19 protein-coding genes and 1 riboswitch are annotated in these 19,781 nt (G+C 73.0%); of the genes, 16 read left to right on the plus strand and 3 right to left on the minus strand.

The genetic code is table 11. The features are described 5' to 3' along the window. The first annotated feature begins 126 nt into the window (after positions 1-126). Positions 127-256: riboswitch (FMN riboswitch) on the plus strand. 164 nt (positions 257-420) lie between these two features. The 10 genes from ribD to AMK29_RS29475 all read left to right on the plus strand — a co-directional run bounded on the left by ribD (position 421) and on the right by AMK29_RS29475 (position 9,096). Then, positions 421-1,518 carry a bifunctional diaminohydroxyphosphoribosylaminopyrimidine deaminase/5-amino-6-(5-phosphoribosylamino)uracil reductase RibD gene (gene ribD / locus AMK29_RS29430; RefSeq protein ID WP_073818714.1) on the plus strand — a complete coding sequence of 366 codons (1,098 nt, stop codon included), beginning with the start codon at positions 421-423 and terminating at the stop codon, positions 1,516-1,518. Positions 1,519-1,520: 2 nt separating this feature from the next. Continuing rightward, positions 1,521-2,129 (plus strand): riboflavin synthase, encoded by a 609-nt coding sequence (locus tag AMK29_RS29435; RefSeq protein ID WP_073818716.1) that lies wholly within the window; start codon positions 1,521-1,523, stop codon positions 2,127-2,129. A gap of 44 nt (positions 2,130-2,173) precedes the next feature. Then, positions 2,174-2,770 (plus strand): nicotinamide mononucleotide transporter family protein, encoded by a 597-nt coding sequence (locus tag AMK29_RS29440; RefSeq protein ID WP_073818836.1) that lies wholly within the window; start codon positions 2,174-2,176, stop codon positions 2,768-2,770. Then, positions 2,767-4,047, plus strand: coding sequence for a bifunctional 3,4-dihydroxy-2-butanone-4-phosphate synthase/GTP cyclohydrolase II (locus tag AMK29_RS29445; RefSeq protein WP_073818718.1), 1,281 nt, complete (start codon positions 2,767-2,769; stop codon positions 4,045-4,047). The genes AMK29_RS29440 and AMK29_RS29445 overlap by 4 nt, the downstream gene beginning before the upstream one ends. A 37-nt stretch (positions 4,048-4,084) precedes the next feature. Next, a complete protein-coding gene (ribH, locus tag AMK29_RS29450; protein ID WP_073818720.1) occupies positions 4,085-4,570 on the plus strand; it encodes a 6,7-dimethyl-8-ribityllumazine synthase in 486 nt (161 codons plus the stop codon). A gap of 35 nt (positions 4,571-4,605) precedes the next feature. Beyond that, positions 4,606-4,887, plus strand: coding sequence for a phosphoribosyl-ATP diphosphatase (locus tag AMK29_RS29455; RefSeq protein WP_073818722.1), 282 nt, complete (start codon positions 4,606-4,608; stop codon positions 4,885-4,887). Positions 4,888-4,936: 49 nt separating this feature from the next. Continuing rightward, complete coding sequence (gene hisG, locus AMK29_RS29460) at positions 4,937-5,785, plus strand: ATP phosphoribosyltransferase (RefSeq protein ID WP_073818724.1); 849 nt, start codon at positions 4,937-4,939, stop codon at positions 5,783-5,785. 41 nt (positions 5,786-5,826) lie between these two features. Continuing rightward, complete coding sequence (locus AMK29_RS29465) at positions 5,827-6,282, plus strand: PH domain-containing protein (protein WP_073818728.1); 456 nt, start codon at positions 5,827-5,829, stop codon at positions 6,280-6,282. Between the two features lie 232 nt (positions 6,283-6,514). Beyond that, positions 6,515-8,005 carry a hemolysin family protein gene (locus AMK29_RS29470; protein ID WP_241845752.1) on the plus strand — a complete coding sequence of 497 codons (1,491 nt, stop codon included), beginning with the start codon at positions 6,515-6,517 and terminating at the stop codon, positions 8,003-8,005. Next, positions 8,002-9,096, plus strand: coding sequence for a hemolysin family protein (locus AMK29_RS29475; protein ID WP_073818730.1), 1,095 nt, complete (start codon positions 8,002-8,004; stop codon positions 9,094-9,096). Before AMK29_RS29470 ends, AMK29_RS29475 begins: the two co-directional genes overlap by 4 nt. A gap of 30 nt (positions 9,097-9,126) precedes the next feature. Here AMK29_RS29475 and AMK29_RS29480 read toward each other — a convergent pair whose 3' ends face one another. Both AMK29_RS29480 and AMK29_RS29485 read right to left on the minus strand, forming a co-directional pair. Next, positions 9,127-11,046, minus strand: a complete 1,920-nt coding sequence (locus tag AMK29_RS29480) for an AAA family ATPase (protein ID WP_073818732.1) — start codon at positions 11,044-11,046, stop codon at positions 9,127-9,129. A 309-nt stretch (positions 11,047-11,355) separates the two neighbouring features. Then, positions 11,356-11,985, minus strand: a complete 630-nt coding sequence (locus AMK29_RS29485; protein ID WP_073818734.1) for a uridine kinase family protein — start codon at positions 11,983-11,985, stop codon at positions 11,356-11,358. Between the two features lie 226 nt (positions 11,986-12,211). Here AMK29_RS29485 and AMK29_RS29490 point away from each other — a divergent pair, with 226 nt between their 5' ends. The 4 genes from AMK29_RS29490 (at position 12,212) to AMK29_RS29500 (ending at position 16,252) form a co-directional block, all read left to right on the plus strand. Then, entirely contained in the window at positions 12,212-13,582 is a 1,371-nt protein-coding gene (locus AMK29_RS29490; RefSeq protein ID WP_073818736.1) for a peptidase C39 family protein, read from the plus strand. 168 nt (positions 13,583-13,750) lie between these two features. Then, positions 13,751-14,533 carry an SAM-dependent methyltransferase gene (locus AMK29_RS29495; RefSeq protein ID WP_073818738.1) on the plus strand — a complete coding sequence of 261 codons (783 nt, stop codon included), beginning with the start codon at positions 13,751-13,753 and terminating at the stop codon, positions 14,531-14,533. A gap of 246 nt (positions 14,534-14,779) precedes the next feature. After that, complete coding sequence (locus AMK29_RS36015) at positions 14,780-14,929, plus strand: SCO1431 family membrane protein (protein ID WP_107422714.1); 150 nt, start codon at positions 14,780-14,782, stop codon at positions 14,927-14,929. A gap of 141 nt (positions 14,930-15,070) precedes the next feature. Beyond that, positions 15,071-16,252: an acyl-CoA dehydrogenase family protein gene (locus AMK29_RS29500; RefSeq protein WP_073818740.1), complete on the plus strand. Its 1,182-nt coding sequence runs from the start codon at positions 15,071-15,073 to the stop codon at positions 16,250-16,252. Positions 16,253-16,790: 538 nt separating this feature from the next. Here AMK29_RS29500 and AMK29_RS29510 read toward each other — a convergent pair. Further along, a complete protein-coding gene (locus AMK29_RS29510; protein ID WP_107422717.1) occupies positions 16,791-17,159 on the minus strand; it encodes a hypothetical protein in 369 nt (122 codons plus the stop codon). Positions 17,160-17,384: 225 nt separating this feature from the next. Here AMK29_RS29510 and AMK29_RS29515 point away from each other — a divergent pair, with 225 nt between their 5' ends. Together AMK29_RS29515 and AMK29_RS29520 are read left to right on the plus strand one after the other, a co-directional pair. Next, a complete protein-coding gene (locus tag AMK29_RS29515; protein ID WP_073818744.1) occupies positions 17,385-17,825 on the plus strand; it encodes an Lrp/AsnC family transcriptional regulator in 441 nt (146 codons plus the stop codon). Between the two features lie 99 nt (positions 17,826-17,924). Beyond that, complete coding sequence (locus AMK29_RS29520) at positions 17,925-19,568, plus strand: amidohydrolase (RefSeq protein ID WP_073818746.1); 1,644 nt, start codon at positions 17,925-17,927, stop codon at positions 19,566-19,568. Positions 19,569-19,781 lie beyond the last annotated feature (213 nt).

The following is a 19,781-nucleotide window of genomic DNA, read 5'->3' on the forward strand; positions in this document are numbered from 1 at the left end:
AGGACTAGACCAGTGCGTCAATAGGTCTGGACCAAAGAGGCCTTGGGGGTGTCGTGTGAGCCAGCCCACAGGAATTCGGTCGTATCGCCCCAGGCAGGTCGTGGCACACTGGCCCTGTATCAGCAGCAGCGCACTCCGGGGTCGGTGTAATTCCGAACCGGCGGTATAGTCCGCGACCCGTCCGCAGCCAGCGGCCGGTTGACCAGGTGAGATTCCTGGACCGACGGTGAAAGTCCGGATGGGAGGCAGTGCGCGGCGGGCGACCCCTTTCCGGGGTGTGCCGGCCGTACGTCCGCTGGTCGCCGTCCTCGGCGTACCACGCGACGCCGGCCTCGGCGCACCCTGCGCCAGGTGTCGTATCCGCTCTCTGTCGTCATCGACAGGCCCCGGAGTCCGTGCCCGAAGAGGCAGGAGGACCCGGTGGCCCAGCAGGCCGACACCACCGCCATGCGACGCGCCGTCGAGCTCGCCGCCCGCGGACTCGGCGCCACCAGCCCCAACCCCGTCGTCGGCTGCGTCATCACCGACGCCTCCGGACACCGGGTCGGCGAGGGCTGGCACCAGCGCGCCGGAGGCCCGCACGCCGAGGTCCACGCCCTGCGCGAGGCCGGCGTCCTCGCCCGCGGCGGGACCGCCTACGTCACCCTCGAACCCTGCAACCACACCGGTCGCACCGGCCCCTGTGCCCAGGCCCTGATCGAGGCCGGGATCAGCCGTGTCGTGTACGCGGTCGGCGACCCGAACCCGCAGGCCACGGGCGGTGCCGACACCCTGCGCGCCGCCGGGACCGAGGTCTCCCAGGGCCTTCTCGCCGACGAGGCCGAGACCGTCAACATCGCCTGGCTCACCTCCGTACGCCGCGGGCGCCCCTTCGTCCGGTGGAAGTACGCCGCCACCCTCGACGGCCGGATCGCCGCCGCCGACGGCACCTCCCGCTGGATCTCCTCCGCCGAGTCCCGCGCCGACGTCCACCGGCTGCGCGCCGAGGCGGACGCCGTGGTGGTCGGCTCCGGCACCGCCCGCGCCGACGATCCCCACCTGGCCGTGCGCGACGTCGAGGGAGCGGTCCAGCCGCTGCGGGTCGTCGTCGACACCGAGGCCTCCGCCGTGAAGCCCGGCGCCCGGATCCTGGACGACGCGGCGCCCACCCTGATCGCGATCGCGGAGGACGCCGAGGGCCCGCTCACCACGGCCGCCGGAGCCGTCACCGCCGAGGTCGTACGCCTCCCCCGTGCCGAGCGCGGCCTGTCCGTACCCGCCCTCCTGGACGCCCTCCACGCGCGCGGTGTCCGCTCCGTCCTCCTCGAAGGCGGCCCCACCCTCGCGGGCGCCTTCATCGCCGCGGGCGCCGTCGACGAGGTCGTCGGCTATCTCGCCCCCGTCCTCCTCGGCGCCGGCCCGGCGGCCCTCGCCGACGCGGGAATCAGCACCATCACCGACGCGTTGCGGCTCGACGTCACCGAGACCGCGCACATCGGATCCGACCTCCGCATCACCGCCACCCTCAAGGGAGCCTGACCGTGTTCACCGGAATCGTCGAAGAACTGGGCGAGGTCGTCGCCGTCGAGCAGCTGGAGGACGCCTCCCGCTTCCGACTGCGCGGCCCCCTGGTCACGGAAGGCGCGCAGCACGGCGACTCCATCGCCGTCAACGGTGTCTGTCTCACGGTCGTCGAGTTCGGCGACGGCGAGTTCACCGCCGACGTCATGGCCGAGACCCTCAAGCGGTCCAGCCTCGGCGCCCTGGAGATCGGCTCCCGGGTCAACCTGGAACGGCCCATGGCCGTCGGCGGCCGCCTGGGCGGTCACATCGTCCAGGGCCACGTGGACGGCACCGGCACCATCCTGGAGCGGACCCCGTCCGAGCACTGGGAACTCGTCAAGGTCGGCCTGCCCGCCCACCTCTCCCGCTACGTCGTCGAGAAGGGCTCGATCACGGTCGACGGCGTCAGCCTCACCGTCGTCGAGGTCACCGACGACTGGTTCACCATCAGCCTCATCCCCACCACCCTCGACCTGACCACCCTCGGCATCAAGAAGAGCGGCGACCCGGTCAACCTCGAAGTGGACGTCATCGCCAAGTACGTCGAGCGGCTGCTCGGCGCCGACGCCAAGGAGAACGTCAAGTGAACTGGCTCAACTCCGAGGCGTTCACCGTCCTCGACCAGCACATCATGTGGTCCGACATGATCGGCAACACGATCGGACTGATAGCGCTCGCGCTCGGCTGGCGCCGCTCCATCCTCACCTGGCCCGCCCAGCTGCTCTCCGGCGTCATCCTCGTCGGCGCCTACGCCTCCGCCCACCTCTCCGGCGGCGTCGGCAAGCAGCTCCTCGTCATCGGCGTCGCCGCCTGGGGCTGGTGGCAGTGGAACAGGGGCAGGCAGCAGGCCCAGGACGGCACCATCGCCGTCCGCTTCGCCAGCTGGAAGGAGCGCGGCCTGCTCCTCGCGGGCGCGGTCGTCGGCACCCTCGCCGTCGGCGGGCTCTTCACCCTCTACCCGTCGCTCTCCTGGAGCCCCTGGGCCGACGCGTACATCTTCGTCGGCACCCTCGTCGCGATGATCGCCCAGGCCCGCGGCCTCGTCGAGTTCTGGTTCGCCTGGCTCCTCGTCGACCTCGTCGGCGTCCCGCTCGCCTTCAACAGCGGCCTCGCCTTCTCCGGCCTCGTGTACGTCATCTACTTCGCCCTGGTCATCTGGGGCATGCGCGACTGGTGGCTCCGGACGCGCACCGCCCCCGCCGCCGCTCTGAAGGGAGCCCACGCATGAGTGCCGCCCTTCCCCTCTGGGACGCCACCGACCTCGCCCTCGACCCCGTCGAGCAGGCCATCCGCGACATCGCCGCCGGCCGCCCCGTCGTCGTCGTCGACGACGAGGACCGCGAGAACGAGGGCGACCTCGTCATCGCCGCCGAGAAGGCCACGCCCGAGATCGTCGCCTTCATGATGAGCGAGTGCCGCGGCCTGATCTGCGCGCCCATGGAGGACGACGAACTGGAGCGCCTCCAGCTCCCGCAGATGGTCGAGCACAACACCGAGTCGATGCGGACCGCGTTCACCGTCTCCGTCGACGCGAGCCCCGCCCACGGCGTCACCACCGGCATCTCCGCCGCCGACCGCGCCACCACCCTGCGGATGCTGGCCGGCGGCGACCACGAGCCCTCCGACTTCGTCCGCCCCGGGCACGTCTTCCCGCTGCGCGCCAAGGCCGGCGGCGTCCTCGTCCGCAACGGCCACACCGAGGCCGCCGTCGACCTGGCCCGCCTCGCGGGCCTCCGCCCGGCCGGCGCGATCGTCGAGATCGCCGGCGAGGACGGCGTCATGCTGCGCCTGCCCGAACTGGTCCCCTTCGCCCGCAAGCACGGCCTGACGATCATCTCCATCGAGGACCTGATCGCCTACCGCCGCTCCTCCGAGCCGACCGTCCGCCGCGAGGCCGAGGTCCGACTCCCCACCGCGCACGGCGACTTCACCGCGTACGGCTACCGCTCCACCGTCGACGGCGTCGAGCACGTCGCCCTCGTCCACGGCGAACTCGGCGACGGCGAGGACGTCCTGGTCCGGGTCCACTCCGAGTGCCTCACCGGTGACATCTTCCACTCCCTGCGCTGCGACTGCGGCCCCCAGCTCCAGGCCTCCATGGACCGGATCCAGGAAGCCGGCCGCGGGGTCGTCGTCTACCTCCGGGGCCACGAGGGCCGCGGCATCGGCCTGCTGTCCAAGCTGCGCGCGTACGAGCTCCAGGAGCGCGGCCGCGACACCCTCGACGCCAACCTGGAACTCGGACTGCCCGCCGACGCCCGCGACTACGCGGCCGGCGCGCGGATCCTCGTCGACCTGGGCGTCCGCAGCCTGCGCCTCATGACCAACAACCCCGACAAGATCGACGCCCTCACCCGGCACGGTCTGACGGTGGAGGGCCGCGAGGCCATGCCGGTCACGGCGGGCGAGCACAACCTCCGCTACCTGCGCACCAAGCGGGACCGGATGGGCCACGACCTGCCCTGGCTGGAGGGCGCACCGGCCTCCACCTGCGGCAACCAGTAACCACATACGTACGACCGACACATCGGCAAGGAGAACCATGAGCGGCAAGGGCGCACCCGTCCTCAGCGTGAAGAACTGCGGCGACCTGCGGGTCGCGGTCATCGCGGCCCAGTGGCACGAGAAGATCATGGACGGCCTCGTCGACGGCGCCCTGCGCGCCCTGAGCGAGCTGGGCATCGAGGAGCCGACCCTGCTGCGCGTCCCCGGCAGCTTCGAGCTCCCGGTCGTGGCGAAGGTCCTCGCCGGCCGCGGCTACGATGCCATCGTGGCGCTCGGCGTCGTCATCCGCGGCGGAACGCCGCACTTCGAGTACGTGTGCCAGGGCGTCACCCACGGCCTCACCCAGGTCTCGATCGACACCGGCGTACCCGTCGGATTCGGCGTCCTCACCGTCGACGACGAAGAGCAGGCCCTCGACCGGGCCGGCCTCGAAGGCTCCAGTGAGGACAAGGGCCACGAGGCCGTCACCGCCGCCGTCGCCACCGCGACCACGCTGCGCACGGTCAGCGAACCCTGGCGCTGAGTGCGCGACCCCCACCCCGTACTCTTAGGACCATCATGGCGAACGGAACCCCCAAAACCTTCGAAGAGCTCTTCGCCGAGCTCAAGCTCAAGGCCGAGACCGGCGACCCGGCCACCTCCCGCACCGCGGAACTGGTGGACAAGGGCGTCCACGCCATCGGCAAGAAGGTCGTCGAAGAGGCCGCCGAGGTCTGGATGGCCGCCGAGTACGAGGGCAAGGAAGCCGCCGCCGAGGAGATCTCGCAGCTGCTGTACCACGTCCAGGTGATGATGGTCGCCCGCGGGATCTCGCTCGACGACGTCTACGCCCACCTCTGAGCCCCACGTCCCACCCCTCCGCAACTCCCAGGCAAAGGAAGCCACACCCATGCTGCGCATCGCCGTTCCCAACAAGGGTTCCCTCTCCGGACCTGCGTCGGCAATGCTCCATGAGGCCGGCTACCGCCAGCGCAAGGAGTCCAAGGAGCTCGTGGTCATCGACCCCGACAACGAGGTCGAGTTCTTCTACCTGCGCCCGAAGGACATCGCGATCTACGTCGCGTCCGGGAAGCTGGACATCGGCATCACCGGCCGTGACCTGCTCCTGGACTCCGGCGCCAGCGCCGAGGAGATCCTCGCGCTGAACTTCGGCCGCTCCACCTTCCGGTACGCCACCCGTCCGGGCACCGCGAGCGGCCCCGAGGACTTCGGCGGCATGACGATCGCCACCTCCTACGAGGGCATCGTCGCCAAGCACCTCGCCGACCAGGGCATCGACGCGTCCGTGGTCCACCTGGACGGCGCCGTCGAGACCGCGATCCAGCTGGGCGTCGCCCAGGTCATCGCGGACGTCGTCGAGACCGGCACCAGCCTGCGCAACGCCGGTCTGGAGGTCATCGGCGAGCCGATCCTGACCTCCGAGGCCGTCGTCGTCCGCCGCCACGGGGCCGAGGACGACCACCCGCAGGTCCAGCAGTTCCTCCGCCGCCTCCAGGGCGTCCTCGTCGCCCGCTCGTACGTGATGATGGACTACGACTGCCGCGCCGAGCACCTGGAGCAGGCCGTCGCCCTCACCCCCGGCCTGGAGTCCCCGACCGTCTCCCCGCTGCACAACGAGGGCTGGGTCGCGGTCCGCGCGATGGTCCCCGCAAAGGAGGCGCAGCGGATCATGGACGACCTGTACGAGATCGGCGCCCGCGCCATCCTCACCACCGCCATCCACGCCTGCCGCCTCTGACGGCACGGACCGCCCCGCCCGAAGGCCCCGAGGAACCCCCGATGTCCCAGCCCTCCGTCCCCGCCCTGCCGGTCACCTTCCGTCCCGGGCGCACCCGGGCCGTCCTGCTGACCGCCGCGGTCGTGATGTTCGTCGTCATCACCGCCGTGGCACTGATGCTGGAACGGCTGGGACCGGGGGAGCGCCTCAGCTTCGTCTTCACCGCCGCGCTGCTCGCCGGGGTGCTCGTCCTGCTGAGCCGCCCCAAGGTCGTCGCGGACGACGAGGGCGTCACGGTCGTCAACATCACCCGGACGCGGCGGCTCGCCTGGGCCGAGATCCTCAAGGTCAACCTGCGCCCCGGCGACGCCTGGGTCTTCCTGGACCTGAGCGACGGCACCAGCCTGCCGGCGCTCGGCATCCAGCCCGGTATCGCCAAGGAGGCGGCCATCCGGGACGCCCGCGCCCTGCGGGCCCTGGCCGAGGCCCACGGGACGGGCTCGGAGCGGACGGCCTGATCCGGTCCGGCGCCACCCCGGCGCGTCCCCCATCCGGGGCCGGCCCCCTGCCCCTCGGGGCGCGCACGTGATTACTCTGGAGGCGGTGGTGCCGAGCGGCACCACCGCCTCGCGTGTGCAGGGCCGGCGACACGGCCCGCGAGGCCACCCTTCGACCCGAGGAGTGACTCCCTCCAGCAATGGACGGATCGTCCGGTAGTACCCGCGCCGCCCTCTTCACGGAGGCGGCGGCATGATCGTCTCCCTTCTGCTGCTCGTCGCGGCCTTCGTCCTCATCCTCGCCAACGGCTTCTTCGTGGCCGCCGAGTTCGGCCTCGTCACCGTCGAACGCGCCGAGGCCGAGCGCGCCGCGGCCGCCGGCGACCGGCGTGCCCGCACCGTCGTCGCCGCCCTGCGCGAGCTGTCCTTCCAGCTCTCCGGCACCCAACTGGGCATCACGCTCACCTCCCTCGTCGTCGGCATGCTCGCCGAGCCCGCGCTCGCCGGACTGCTGCACGGCCCGCTCACCGCGACCGGACTGCCCGCAGGGGCCGTCTCCGGGATCGCGGTGGTGATCGGGATGCTGCTCGCCTCCGCCGTCCAGATGGTGGTCGGGGAACTCGTACCGAAGAACTGGGCGGTGTCACGGCCGCTCCAGGTGGCCCGTTTCGTGGCCACCCCGCAGCGCTGTTTCTCCGCCGTCTTCCGGCCGGTGATCTCCCTCCTGAACAGGGTCGCCAACCGGCTGGTGCGGCTCCTGGGCGTCGAGCCCACCGAGGAGCTGGACTCGGTCCGCACCCCCGGCGAGCTGGTCTCGCTCGCCCGGCACTCGGCCCTGGCCGGCGCCCTCGAACAGGACACCGCCGACCTCTTCGTACGGACGCTGTCCCTCGGCGGGCTCACCGCCGAGCAGGTCATGACCCCGCGCGTGAAGGTCAGCGCCCTCCAGTGGGACGCCACCGCGGCCGACGTCCTCAACCTCACCCGGGCCACCGGCCTCTCGCGCTTCCCGGTCTACCGGGACCGCATCGACGAGATCGTCGGCATGGTCCACCTCAAGGACGCGCTCGCCGTCGCCCCGCACGCCCGGCTGCGCACCCCCGTCGGCCGGATCGCGGTCCCGCCGCTCCTCGTGCCCGAGTCGCTGCCCGCCCAGACCCTCCTGGAACGGCTGCGGCGCGAGCAGCCGATCGCGGTGGTGGTCGACGAGTACGGCGGTACGGCCGGGGTCGTCACCCTGGAGGACATCGTCGAGGAGCTCGTCGGCGAGGTCCGCGACGAGCACGACACCGTGAGCGACGGGCGGCCGGAACTGGCCGCCGCCCCCGCCGAGGACGGCCGGCCCGCCTGGGACGCCGACGGCTCCTGCCGGGTCCACACCCTGCGCCGGATAGGCCTCGACGTGCCCGACGGGCCGTACGAGACCGTCGCCGGGCTCGTCGCCGATCTCCTCGGGCGCATCCCCGCCCCGGGCGACCGCGCCGAACTCCCCGGCTGGCGTCTCTCGGTGCACCAGGTCGACCGCTACCGCGCCGAGCGCGTACGCCTCGTACGGACGGACCCGGCGACGGAACGGGCCATGGGCCTGGCGCGGGACGCGGACCTGGCCACGGCGACGGCCACGGGACCGGGCTCGGGTTCGGGCACGGACCTGGCCACGGACACGAACCCGGACGCGGACCTGGCCACGGGCCCGGTGGCCGTTCCCGCGCCCGCCCCGCTGGTCGCGGAGGGCGTCCGATGAGCACCCTTCCGCTTCTCTTCGCCGTCCTCCTGGTCCTCGCCAACGGCTTCTTCGTCGGAGCCGAGTTCGCCCTCGTCTCCGTCCGCCGCAGCCAGATCGAGCCGCTCGGCGGTGCCCGGGCCAAGCAGGTCCTGCACGGTCTGGAGAACCTGCCGCAGATGATGGCGGCCGCCCAGTTCGGCATCACGGTCTGCTCCCTGACGCTCGGCGCCGTCGCCGAGCCGACCGTCGCCCGTCTCCTCGAACCCGTCTTCCACGCGGTCGGCGTCCCCGAGGGGCTCATCCATCCGCTCGGTTACGTCATCGCCCTCGCCGCGGTCGTCTTCCTCCACCTCGTGATCGGCGAGATGGTCCCGAAGAACCTGGCGATGGCCGCACCCGAGCGGACCGCCCTCTGGCTGGCCCCGGCCCTGGTCGGCTTCGCCCGGCTCTGCCGCCCGGTGACGGTCGCGCTCGGCGCCTGCGCCCGGCTCGTCCTGCGGGCGTTCAAGGTCGAGCCGAAGGACGAGGTGGAGGCGGTCTTCACCCGAGCCCAGCTGGGCCGGCTCGTCGAGGACGCAGGACAGGCCGGACTGCTCGACCCGGCTGAGCAGGAGCGTCTCGAGGACGCGCTCGAACTGGGCACGCGCCCGGTGACGGACGTCCTCATCGCCCCCGCCTCCCTGATCACGGTCCCGCCGACGGTCACGCCGCGCGAGATCGAGGAGCTGACCGTGCGCACGGGGTACTCGCGCTTCCCGGTCCGCGCCGAGGCGGGCGCCGCCTTCATGGGCTTCGTACACGTGAAGGACGTCCTGGACCTGGAGGAACGGGAGCGGGCGGTGCCTCAACGGCTGTGGCGGCCCATGGCGACGCTCCGCGCCGAGCTGCCCCTCGACGACGCCCTCACCGTGATGCGCCGTGCCGCGACCCATCTGGCGCAGGTCGCGGACGGCTCGGGCCGGGTGCTCGGTCTCGTCGCCCTGGAGGACGTCCTGGAGATGCTGGTGGGCGAGGTCCGCGACCCCGCCCACCGGGACCGCTCGACGACACCCGCCCAGCAGCCCGGGACCGTCCAGGGAGCGTCCGGCCTGATCGCGACGACGCCCTGACCGGTCGGGCGCCGGGCTCGCCACACCCCCCTAGTACCCCGGCGGCTCCTGCTGCGGGCCGCGGTCGACCGGACCGCGGCCCGACAGGACCTCGCCGTACGCCTGCATGAGGTCGGCGAGCCGGAGGGTGGCGAGGTCCTCCCGGGTCGGGGTGCTGGGGTATCCGGAGAGCCGCAGGTCCCGGTACGCGCAGGACTTCTCGTACAGGGTGCGCAGGAAGCGCCCGTTGCCCAGCTCGTCGATCCAGCCCTGCTCGACGACGTGCCCGCTGATCGAGCGCAGTTCCTCGCGGGCCTCCTCGTCCCAGCCGTCGCCGTTGGCCGCCGCGAGCACCTCGCCGATCGCGGTCAGCTCCAGCGGCCGGTACGAGGGGAAGTCGACCCGGGTGGTGAACCGGGAGGACAGCCCGGGGTTGGTGCTGAGCAGCCGGTCCATGCCCTCGGGGTAGCCGGCCAGGATGACCACGAGGTGGTCGCGGTTGTCCTCGGCCCGCTTGAGGAGGACCTGGAGGGCCTCGTCCCCGTAGGCGTCGCCTTTGCTGTAGCCGGTGTTGGAGAGCGCGTACGCCTCGTCCACGAAGAGCACCCCGCCGACCGCCGAGTCGATCAGCTCGTTGGCCTTGACCGCCGTCTGCCCGAGGAACTCGCCGACCAGATCCGCCCGCTGGGCCTCCACCAGATGGTCCCCGCCGAGCAGCCCGAGGGCGTAGAAGACCCGGCCCAGGATGCGGGCCACGGTGGTCTTGCCGGTGCCCGAGGGCCCGGAGAAGACGAAGTGCCGCTTGGGCGGCTGGACCGGCAGGCCCTGTCCCGCGCGCAGCCGGGCCATCTCCAGCTGCGCCGACAACGCCTTGACCTGGCGTTTCACCGGCTCCATGCCGACCATGCCCTCCAGCTCCGCGAGCGCCTCCGCGAGCAGCGCCGGATCCGTGGGGCCTTCGGGGAAGCGCGGTGGTACCGGCTGGGAGGGCAGGGAGGCCTTCTGGCGTACGGTGTCCGGCGGCGCGGCCGGTGCCACCGGCGGTACGGGCTCGGGCGCGAGCAGCAGCCCGTCGCCCAGCTGCCCGGCATCCGGGTCGGCGCCCGGCGCGGCGTCCCCGGCGTCCTGCACGACGCCCCCGCCGACGCTGCCCAGGGCGACCGTCGCGAGGCCCGCCGGGTCGTCCACTCCGTCGTACCCCTCGAAGCCGTCGTACTCGGTGATCGCGGCGAGCCGCGCGGCGGTGTCCATGAACGTCGGGTCGATCCGGTGCACGGCCCGGTACAGCGGCAGGGCGGCGGCGCTGCGCCCGGTGCCCTCGTGGGCGCGGGCGAGCCAGTACCGCAGCTCCTTGCGCTGGGGCTGCTCGCTGCGGCACCGCATCAGGGAGGCCGAGAGGAGCGGTTCGGCCTGGCCGTACATCTCCAACCGGACCCGGGCCATGCCGCCGAAGAGACCGGCCTCGATGCCGAGGAGCGGGTCGTCGACGAGGGTCTCGGTGTGCCGGACGAGCTGGTCCCAGTCCTTGACGAGATAGGCGCGGCAGGCGTGCAGGAAACGCACCTGGGGGTCGGTGTCGACCGGGGGGAGTCCCGCGAGGGCCCGGTCGAGCTCCGGCACGTGACGTCCGTCGAGCCAGTGGGAGGCGTGCGCGAGCAGCAGGTCGCGCGGGCTCTCCAGGACGGGCTGGACCCACCAGCCGAGCCAGTACCAGGAGTTGAGGGTGCGCCGGTACCGGGCCCGCTGCTCGCCGAAGCGGTCGCGGTTGCGGTACATGCGCAGCAGAGCGGTCGTGGTGTCGACCCGGAGCGCGTGCAGCCCGAGCCAGGCGTCCGCCATGCCGGGGTCCATCCGTACCGCCGTCCGGAACTCGTCCTCCGCCTGCGGATAGGCGCCCATCGTGTAGGCGTCGACTCCGCGCAGCCAGGCGAGCTCGGCCGGGGCCTGCGCGCCCTGCGTGCCGATGTCCATCGGGTCCCCCACAACCGTCTTCGCATGGACGGGATTTGACCGCACCTGGGGGCATCGTACCTGCGCAGGGGGTGCGCGCTTAAGGAGAAGCGCATGATCCGGAAGCGGTGACCCTGGGTGAGCGATACGGGTCGCTGGGGCACTCCGAGGGACCTTTCGGGGGCAGAACGAAGCCCCCGATCACGGGGGAACAACCGGGGGCTTCGTGTCTGCGGCGGCTCCGAAAAGCCGCACATTCAGAACGTAAGACCTTTACGCCCCTTGGGTCAAGCGGAGTTCAGGCACTTGCGAAAGCGGACTTTCGCCCCCTCAGTTCACGGACATGAAGCCGTCACGGTGCGTGATGATCTGGTCCGCGCCCGCTGTCACTCCGGGCCCGGGAAGCCAGTCGTACCCCGCCGGGCCCTCCCGTACCAGGGTGTCCGCGAAGGGCCGGGAGGGGTCCTCGGTGAAATGGCGAGTCTCCGCCACGGTCCAGCCGTCCCAGAAGTCCGCCTGCTCCGGACCGTCCCGGCGCCGCCCCCGCGCCCAGGACTCCTCGGGGCCGCGCTCCATCCACAGCAGCCACGTCAGGAACGGCCGCACCGCCCGCCGGCCGGCGCCGACGCCCTCGACGAGCACGACGGGGGCCGGGGCGAGCGGGCGCGCCTCCCCGAAGCCCCGCAGGCGCCAGTCGTACGCGCGGTAGGCCGCCGTCTCCCCTCGCGCCAGGGGTTCGAGGACCTGCGCGCGCAGCCGGCCGGCCCACGCGAACAGCTCCTCGTGCGTGGCGAGGTCATCGAGGTGGAGGACGGGGGCGTCGCCGAGGGCTGCGGAGAGGCGGGCGGCGAGGGTCGACTTGCCGGAGCCCGCGTGCCCGTCGACCCCGACCAGTCGGACCGGTCCGCAGGAGGGCGGGAGCCGGAGCAGCGCCTGCGCGGCGCGGTCGAGGTCGTTCATGGAGCCCAGGGTAGGGGAGGGGGGACCGTCGCAGGTCAGGAAGGTATCGCCGTCAGTGGTCGAGACCAATATTGGTGCGGCGACGCGTGGCGAAGTGCTGGCGGAGCCCCGCCACGAGCCGCGATAGTGGCCTCGCGCGGCCCGGTCCGTACGACGACTCGTACGCCCACGGCTCGTACGCCCCGAGGTCCGTACGCCCACCGTTCTCGACTGGGGGTCACCGTCCATGACCAGCTCCACCCCACGCAGAACCGTCCTCGCCGCGGCACTGGCGGCGGCGGGAACAGCCGCCACCGCGGCGCCCGCGGCGGCCGCGACCGCCGCCGTCCCCGACCCGTCCGCCGCCCCGGGCCGGGCCCCCGAGCCCGGCCTCGTCGACAACCGCTTCTGGTCCTCGTACACGGACTGGAGGTGCGGCAGCGCCGCCGGGGCCAGGGCGGTCGCCGGGCTCCGGCCCGGCCTCGTCCTCGACTCCCCGGCCGGACGGACCGACTACACCGACCCGCACACCGGCCGGACCTCCGCCTGGGAGTACGCGAGCTGGACCTCGCCCGTCCACACCCCGACCGTGCCCGCCACCGAGGTCATCGCCTCCTGGAACGCCCACACCCCGCCCGGCACCTGGATCCAGGTCGAGCTGTCCGGCACCTACTCCGACACCACCGCCACCCCCTGGTACGTCCTGGGCCGGTGGGCCTCCGGCGACGGCGACATCCTGCGCACCTCGGTGGACGACCAGACCGACGGCCGCAGCACCGTCTGGACCGACACCTTCGCGATCGACGACGCGGCGAGCGGACTGCGGCTGGCCTCGTACCGGCTGCGCCTGACGCTGTACCGCACCCCGGGAAGCGGCCTCACCCCCACGGTCTGGCGGCTGGGGGCGATGGCCTCGGACATCCCGGACCGCTTCACGGTCCCGGCCACCGCGCCGGGCCCCGCCCACGAGCTGGCCGTGCCGCGCTACTCGCAGAACACCCACGTCGGGCAGTACCCGGAGTACGACAACGGCGGCGAGGCCTGGTGCAGCCCCACCTCCTCCCAGATGATCGTCGAGTACTGGGGCCGCGGACCGTCGGCGGAGGAACTGGCCTGGGTGAACCCGGCCTTCGACGACCCCCAGGTCTGTCACGCGGCCCGCTTCACCTACGACCACCAGTACCAGGGCTGCGGCAACTGGCCCTTCAGCGCCGCCTACGCGGCCACCTACCCGGACCTGACCGCCGTGGTCACCCGACTGCGCTCGCTCACCGAACTGGAGAGCCTGGTCCGCGTCGGCATCCCGGCCATAACGTCCCAGTCCTTCCTCAAGGAGGAGCTGACCGGCGCCGGTTACGGCACGGCGGGCCACCTCATGACCGTCATCGGGTTCACGCCGGAAGGCGACGTCATCGCCAACGACCCCGCCTCACCCGACAACGAGGCCGTCCGCCGGGTCTACGACCGCCGCGAGTGGGAGAACATCTGGCTCCGCACGAAGCGGTACGACGCGAACGGCAAGGTCAGAGGCGGTACGGGGGGTGTCTGCTACCTCTACTGGCCCGCCAGGCCGACATCCGGTCAGCGGGGCGTGCTGCGGTCGCTCGGCCTGGCGTGAGCGGGTGGAAGGGCCCGCGGCCGCCGTGCCGCCCGGGTGAGCCGTCACCGGCGCCGCGCGCCGACGCGTGCGAGCGGGAGCTTCGGTGGCGGCCGGCGGACGTTAACACTGGGCGTCAAGGTGCCATCGGGGCAGGAGAGTTGCCCGGGCGCTGCGATACTTGAGACCGTGACCGACATCGAATCGCGCATCGACACCTCCCGGCCGCACACCGCCCGGATATGGAACTACTGGACCGGCGGCAAGGACAACTACCCGGTCGACCGGGAGGCCGGCGACCAGATCCGCCGGCTGCACCCCGGGATCGGGGACTACGCGAAGGCGGACCGGCTGTTCCTCGGCCGGGCGGTGCGGTTCCTGGCGGAGCAGCAGGGCATCCGGCAGTTCCTGGACATCGGGACGGGGCTGCCGAGCGCCGACAACACGCACGAGGTCGCCCAGCGCGTCGCCCCCGACGCGCGGGTCGTGTACGTGGACAACGACCCGCTCGTCCTCGCGCACGCCCGTGCCCTGCTGGTCGGGACGCCCGAGGGCCGCACCGACTACCTGGACGCCGACCTGCGGGACGTCGACTCGATCCTGACCGCCGCCGCGAAGACGCTCGACCTCTCGCAGCCGGTCGCCCTGATGCTCCTCGGGGTCGTCATCTTCGTCGAGGACGACGAGGAGTCGTACGCGATCGTCCGCCGGCTCATGGACGCGCTCGCCCCCGGCAGCTACCTCGTCCTGTCCCACACGGTCACGCACCCCGACATGCCGGACGTCGACGCGGCGGTGGCGTTCTGGAACGAGCACGGCACCCCGAAGCTCACCCAGCGGACCCCGGCCGCCGTCGAGCGGTACTTCGACGGCCTGGAGCTCCTCGAACCCGGCGTGGTGTCCTGCTCCGCCTGGCGGCCGCGGACGCCGACGCCGGACGTGGCGATGTACGCGGGCGTCGGCCGCAAGTGACGGCGGGCGCGGTGGTCCGGCGACGCACGCCAGGGGGCGCGTCGGTCGGTTCCGCCGGCTCCGCACCACGCCGTTCGAACGTGGTCTCCGGCACAGACGGGCTGCTCCGTCCGCGTCCCGGAGACCCTGCGCCCCTGCGGCGCACGGCCGGCGCGGCACCCGGCGTCGACGGACGCGGTCGCGCCGCCCCGGGGACGTGACCGACGTCCTACCCCGGCGCCGCCCCCGTACCGCAAGGTGGTCGCCATGACCTCCACCACGTACACCCGTCTCCTGTTCCGCGCCCGGACGGGCGGCCCGAAGGACGACCAGGGTCCCAAGGTCCTGGAACACGTCCTCGGCTGGACCCTTGTCGTCCTCCTCGCCGTGCTCGTCACCCGGGCCGGCCTCATGTGAACCGGGGGCCGCGGCCCGTAGCCCCCGCGGGCGTCCGTGTGACCCGTCGGCGCCCCGCGTGATGCCCGCGCCCCGAACGGGCATACTCCCCGCGATCCCGCGCGCGGCACGCCCGCGCCCGGCAGGGAGGAGTGCCCCGCCATGGCGGCCGAGAGCAACGCGGACGGTGTCGAGCGCCGACTGCCCACCGACGAGGCCCGCGAGCTGCTCGCCCTGACGCGTGACATCGCCCGCCGCGAGATCGCGCCGCGCGCCGCCGAGGAGGAGGCCGCCGGGCACTTCCCCCGCGAGCTGTTCGCGCTGCTGTCCCGCTCGGGACTCCTCGGGCTGCCCTACGACCCCGAGTACGGCGGGGGCGGCCAGCCGTACGAGGTCTACCTCCAGGTCCTGGAAGAGCTCGCCGCGGCCCGGCTGACCGTGGGCCTCGGCGTCAGCGTCCACACCCTCTCCTGCCACGCGCTCGCCCGCTTCGGCACCGAGCAGCAGCGGGGCGCCCAGCTGCCCGCGATGCTGGGCGGCGGTCTCCTCGGCGCGTACTGCCTCTCCGAGCCGGCCGCCGGATCGGACGCTGCCGCGCTGCGCACCCGGGCCGTCCGCGAGGGCGAGGGCGGCGACTGGGTGATCGACGGGACGAAGGCATGGATCACCCACGGTGGGATCGCCGACTTCTACACGGTCATGGCCCGTACCGGCGGCCCGGGAGCGAAGGGGATCACCGCCTTCCTGGTGCCGGGTGACGCGCCGGGACTGAGCGCGGCCCCGCCCGAGCGGAAGATGGGCATGACGGGTTCGCCCACCGCACAGGTCCACCTCGACGGCGTACGGGTCTCCGACGCGCGGCGCCTCGGCGCGGAGGGGCAGGGCTTCGCCCTCGCGCTCGACGCGCTGGACTCGGGGCGGCTCGGCATCGCCGCCTGCGCGGTCGGGCTCGGGCAGGCGGCCCTGGACGAGGCCGTGGCCTACGCCAGGGAGCGCCGCCAGTTCGGGCGGCCGATCGCCGACTTCCAGGGGCTCCGCTTCCTCCTCGCGGACATGGCGACCCGGATCGAGGCGGGCAGGGCGCTGTACCTGGAGGCCGCGCGGCTCCGGGACGAGGGGCGGTCCTTCGGCCGGTGCGCGGCGATGGCCAAGCTGTTCTGCACGGACGCCGCCATGCGGGTCACGACGGACGCGGTGCAGGTCCTGGGCGGGTACGGGTACACGGCGGACTTCCCCGTGGAGCGGTACCTGCGGGAAGCGAAGATGCTCCAGATCGTCGAGGGGACCAATCAGATCCAGCGCGTGGTCATCGCCCGTCACCTGGTCGGACCAGAATCCCGCTGACGCGCACGGTGCGGTCGGCCCAGACGGGGCCGGCGGCGAGCCTGACCCACTCCTGGTCGCGGTGGCCAGGGAGGGTGCGGCCCTGGCTCGCCCAGAGGGAGAGGACGGCCCTGAAGATGGGCGGATCGGCGGGGGCGCGGGGCGGGGCCGCCGCCTGCGCCGGTACGGGGACGGGCGTCGGCGCCGATGGCGGCGGGGCGGTCGGGGTCCGCGCGGGCACAGGACCGGACGCCGGGCGCGGAACCGATTCTTCAAGGCGCGGCGCGGCCTGCCGGTGCCGACCGACACCGCTGGGAGTGGTGTACAGCGTGGTCATGCCGGGACCAACGCGTCCCGGCGGCCGTGGTCACCCCCGCACGGATTAGTGCGGCAGTTCGTCAGGTACCCGGTGCGCGGGTTTGTCCGGAGACGCCCGGGTTCGTCCGGGCGTGATCGCGTGGGTGAGCGGCGGCGTGCGCCGGGGCCGGCTCGGCCCCGGACCGCCGGACGGCTCCTGGGCCTGTCCGGAGACTTCCGCCGCGCTCTGCTCCGACAGGCGTCAGGCCGCGCGCCGCATCTGCGGCACCCGGATCGGACGCGAGCCCGGACCGCCGACGTGCGAGAAGGGCTGCGTGCGCCAGTCGAGACCCTGGGGGAGCGTCAGGAGCAGCGCGGTGTCCTGCTCCTGGACCTCCAGGCTGTCGTCGGCCGGACGGGCCTCGGTCGCCGACAGGCCCGTGCCCGGGCAGACCGTCAGGACGAACGGGTTCCACGGCGTGGGGCACAGCGCGTGCTCCGGCAGCGCGTCCTCGTCCGCGAGCAGCGCGATGGGCTGCACGCACTCCGGGCAGACGACCCGGAACATCTCAAAGGTGTCGTACGCGTCGAGCTCGTCGGACGTGTCGACCGAATCAACAGGCTCCTGCATGGAGAATCTCCCCCTCGGGTGGGTCGGCCGGATCTGTGCGGCCTCGACCACAGCAAGCACTTCCCATGCGGCCGTCCGCATAATCGTGTGGCGGTACCCGAGGGCGGACGCAAACATGTGGTGTTCGTCACATGCCCGTCGCAGGTGCCCCGTGATCGCCCATACCGCCCTATAGAGGTGGTCCCCGGCGGTGCCCCTTCACTCCACGCGCAATAAGGTCACCGCATGGAGGAGCTGGATCGTCAGATCGTCGAATTGCTCGTCAAGGACGGGCGCATGAGCTACACCGACCTGGGCAAGGCCACGGGCCTGTCCACGTCGGCGGTGCATCAGCGCGTCCGCCGTCTGGAGCAGCGCGGAGTCATCCGCGGCTACGCGGCCGTCGTCGACCCGGAGGCCGTGGGCCTTCCGCTGACCGCCTTCATCTCGGTCAAACCCTTCGACCCCAGCTCTCCCGACGACACCCCCGACCGGCTCGCCGACATCCCGGAGATCGAGGCCTGCCACAGCGTCGCCGGTGACGAGAACTACATCCTCAAGGTCCGCGTCGCCACCCCGCTGGAGCTGGAGCACCTGCTCAGCCGCATCCGCTCCCAGGCCGGCGTCTCCAGCCGCACGACGGTGGTCCTGTCGACGCCGTACGAGGCCCGGCCGCCGCGCATCTGACGTGACGGAGGCCGTGTCCGGCCGCACGGCCGGGGCCGTCGGCTCCCCTCGGGGGCCCTGGCGGACGAACCGGGTCCGGCCAGGTCATAGCCTGGTCGCATGAGTGAGTCCATGCCTGCTGCGTCTCCCGCCGAACACCGCACCGTGCTGCTGCGCGGTGGGGAAGTCCACAGCCCCGCCGACCCCTTCGCCACCGCCATGGTGGTGGAGCGCGGGCACATCGCCTGGGTCGGTTCCGAGGGCGCGGCCGACGCCTTCGCCTCCGGCGTGGACGAGGTGGTCGACCTGGAGGGCGCCCTCGTCACCCCGGCGTTCGTCGACGCCCATGTGCACACCACCGCCACCGGCTTCGCCCTCACCGGGCTCGACCTCTCGTCCGCCGCCTCGCTCGCCGGGGCGGCGGAGCTGATCCGCGCCCACGCCGCCGCCCGTCCCGAGGACCGCATCCTCATCGGCCACGGCTGGGACGCGTCGCGCTGGCCCGAGCGCCGGCCGCTCACCCGCGCCGAACTCGACGAGCTCACCGGCGGCCGCCCGCTCTACCTCACCCGTATCGACGTCCACTCGGCCGTCGTCACCACCGCGCTGCTCGACCTCGTCCCCGGCGTGCGCGACCTGGACGGCTTCCACGACGGGCAGCGGCCGCTCACCGGTGACGCCCACCACGCCGTGCGCGCCGCCGCCTTCGGTGCCGTCTCCGCGCGCCAGCGCACCGAGGCGCAGCGCGCCGCCCGCAGCCGGGCCGCCTCCCTCGGCATCGGCACCCTGCACGAGTGCGGCGGCCCGCGAATCTCCTCCGAGGAGGACTTCACCGGCCTCCTGGACCTGGCCCGCGACGAGGCCGGGCCACGGGTCGTCGGCTACTGGGCCGACCTGGACGTCGAGCGGGCCCGCGCCCTCGGCGCCCTCGGCGCGGCCGGCGACCTCTTCGCCGACGGCTCCCTCGGCTCCCACACGGCCTGCCTCCACGAGCCGTACGCGGACCACGCCGACGCCGGGCACACCGGTGCCGCCCACCTGGACGCGGCCACCGTTGCCCTCCATGTCGTGGCCTGTACCGAGGCGGGCCTCCAGGCGGGCTTCCACGCCATCGGGGACGCCGCGGTGACCGCTGTCGTCGAGGGTGTCCGGGCCGCCGCCGAGAAGCTCGGACCGGCCAGGATCCGGGCCGCCCGGCACCGCGTCGAGCACGTCGAGATGCTCACGCCCGAGACGATCGCCGCCTTCGCCGAGCTGGGCCTCACCGCCTCCGTCCAGCCCGCCTTCGACGCGTTCTGGGGCGGCGAGGAGGGCATGTACGCCGACCGGCTCGGCGTCGAGCGGGCCCGTACCCTCAACCCGTACGCGGCGCTCCTGCGCGCCGGTGTCCCGCTGGCCTTCGGCTCCGACAGCCCGGTCACCCCGCTCGACCCCTGGGGCACCGTCCGGGCCGCCGCCTTCCACCGCACCCCCGAGCACCGGATCTCGGTCCGCGCCGCCTTCACCGCCCACACCAGGGGCGGCTGGCGGGCCGCGGGCAGGGACGACGCCGGGACCCTCGTCCCCGGTGCCCCCGCCGACTACGCCCTCTGGCGCACCGAGGAGCTCGTCGTCCAGGCACCCGACGACCGGGTGGCCCGCTGGTCGACCGACCCGCGTTCCGGGACGCCCGGTCTGCCCGATCTGTCCCCCGGTGTGGATCTCCCCGTCTGTCTTCGCACGGTCGTGCACGGCCGGACGGTGTTCGTACGGCCGAACGAGTGATGTAGGGATATGTCCCGCCCGGGACCCTCGTCCGTACGCTTGTCCCCGACCTGCGGATCTTCCCCTCCGGCCTGGCCTTTTACGGCGTCTGTGCAGGTCAAGTCGGTATTGACAGCCGACCGCCGGGGGCGGATAGGTTCTCCGCGTCCACCACAGGACGTCCGACCGGACCGCCCCCTCGCCGTCGCCGAACGCCGCCCGCGCCTCGGCCGC

It is taken from the genome of Streptomyces sp. CB02261 (genome assembly GCF_001905665.1).
Classification (GTDB): domain Bacteria; phylum Actinomycetota; class Actinomycetes; order Streptomycetales; family Streptomycetaceae; genus Streptomyces.

Excerpts from the sequence above, each read along its gene's own strand:
- AMK29_RS29440 (WP_073818836.1), top strand. The coding sequence starts at position 2,174 with ATGTGGTCCGACATGATCGGCAACACGATCGGACTGATAGCGCTCGCG.
- AMK29_RS29445 (WP_073818718.1), top strand. The coding sequence starts at position 2,767 with ATGAGTGCCGCCCTTCCCCTCTGGGACGCCACCGACCTCGCCCTCGAC.
- ribH (WP_073818720.1), top strand. The coding sequence starts at position 4,085 with ATGAGCGGCAAGGGCGCACCCGTCCTCAGCGTGAAGAACTGCGGCGAC.
- AMK29_RS29455 (WP_073818722.1), top strand. The coding sequence starts at position 4,606 with ATGGCGAACGGAACCCCCAAAACCTTCGAAGAGCTCTTCGCCGAGCTC.
- hisG (WP_073818724.1), top strand. The coding sequence starts at position 4,937 with ATGCTGCGCATCGCCGTTCCCAACAAGGGTTCCCTCTCCGGACCTGCG.
- AMK29_RS29465 (WP_073818728.1), top strand. The coding sequence starts at position 5,827 with ATGTCCCAGCCCTCCGTCCCCGCCCTGCCGGTCACCTTCCGTCCCGGG.
- AMK29_RS29470 (WP_241845752.1), top strand. The coding sequence starts at position 6,515 with ATGATCGTCTCCCTTCTGCTGCTCGTCGCGGCCTTCGTCCTCATCCTC.
- AMK29_RS29475 (WP_073818730.1), top strand. The coding sequence starts at position 8,002 with ATGAGCACCCTTCCGCTTCTCTTCGCCGTCCTCCTGGTCCTCGCCAAC.
- AMK29_RS29480 (WP_073818732.1), bottom strand. The coding sequence starts at position 11,046 with ATGGACATCGGCACGCAGGGCGCGCAGGCCCCGGCCGAGCTCGCCTGG.
- AMK29_RS29485 (WP_073818734.1), bottom strand. The coding sequence starts at position 11,985 with ATGAACGACCTCGACCGCGCCGCGCAGGCGCTGCTCCGGCTCCCGCCC.
- AMK29_RS29490 (WP_073818736.1), top strand. The coding sequence starts at position 12,212 with ATGACCAGCTCCACCCCACGCAGAACCGTCCTCGCCGCGGCACTGGCG.
- AMK29_RS36015 (WP_107422714.1), top strand. The coding sequence starts at position 14,780 with ATGACCTCCACCACGTACACCCGTCTCCTGTTCCGCGCCCGGACGGGC.
- AMK29_RS29500 (WP_073818740.1), top strand. The coding sequence starts at position 15,071 with ATGGCGGCCGAGAGCAACGCGGACGGTGTCGAGCGCCGACTGCCCACC.
- AMK29_RS29510 (WP_107422717.1), bottom strand. The coding sequence starts at position 17,159 with ATGCAGGAGCCTGTTGATTCGGTCGACACGTCCGACGAGCTCGACGCG.
- AMK29_RS29515 (WP_073818744.1), top strand. The coding sequence starts at position 17,385 with ATGGAGGAGCTGGATCGTCAGATCGTCGAATTGCTCGTCAAGGACGGG.
- AMK29_RS29520 (WP_073818746.1), top strand. The coding sequence starts at position 17,925 with ATGAGTGAGTCCATGCCTGCTGCGTCTCCCGCCGAACACCGCACCGTG.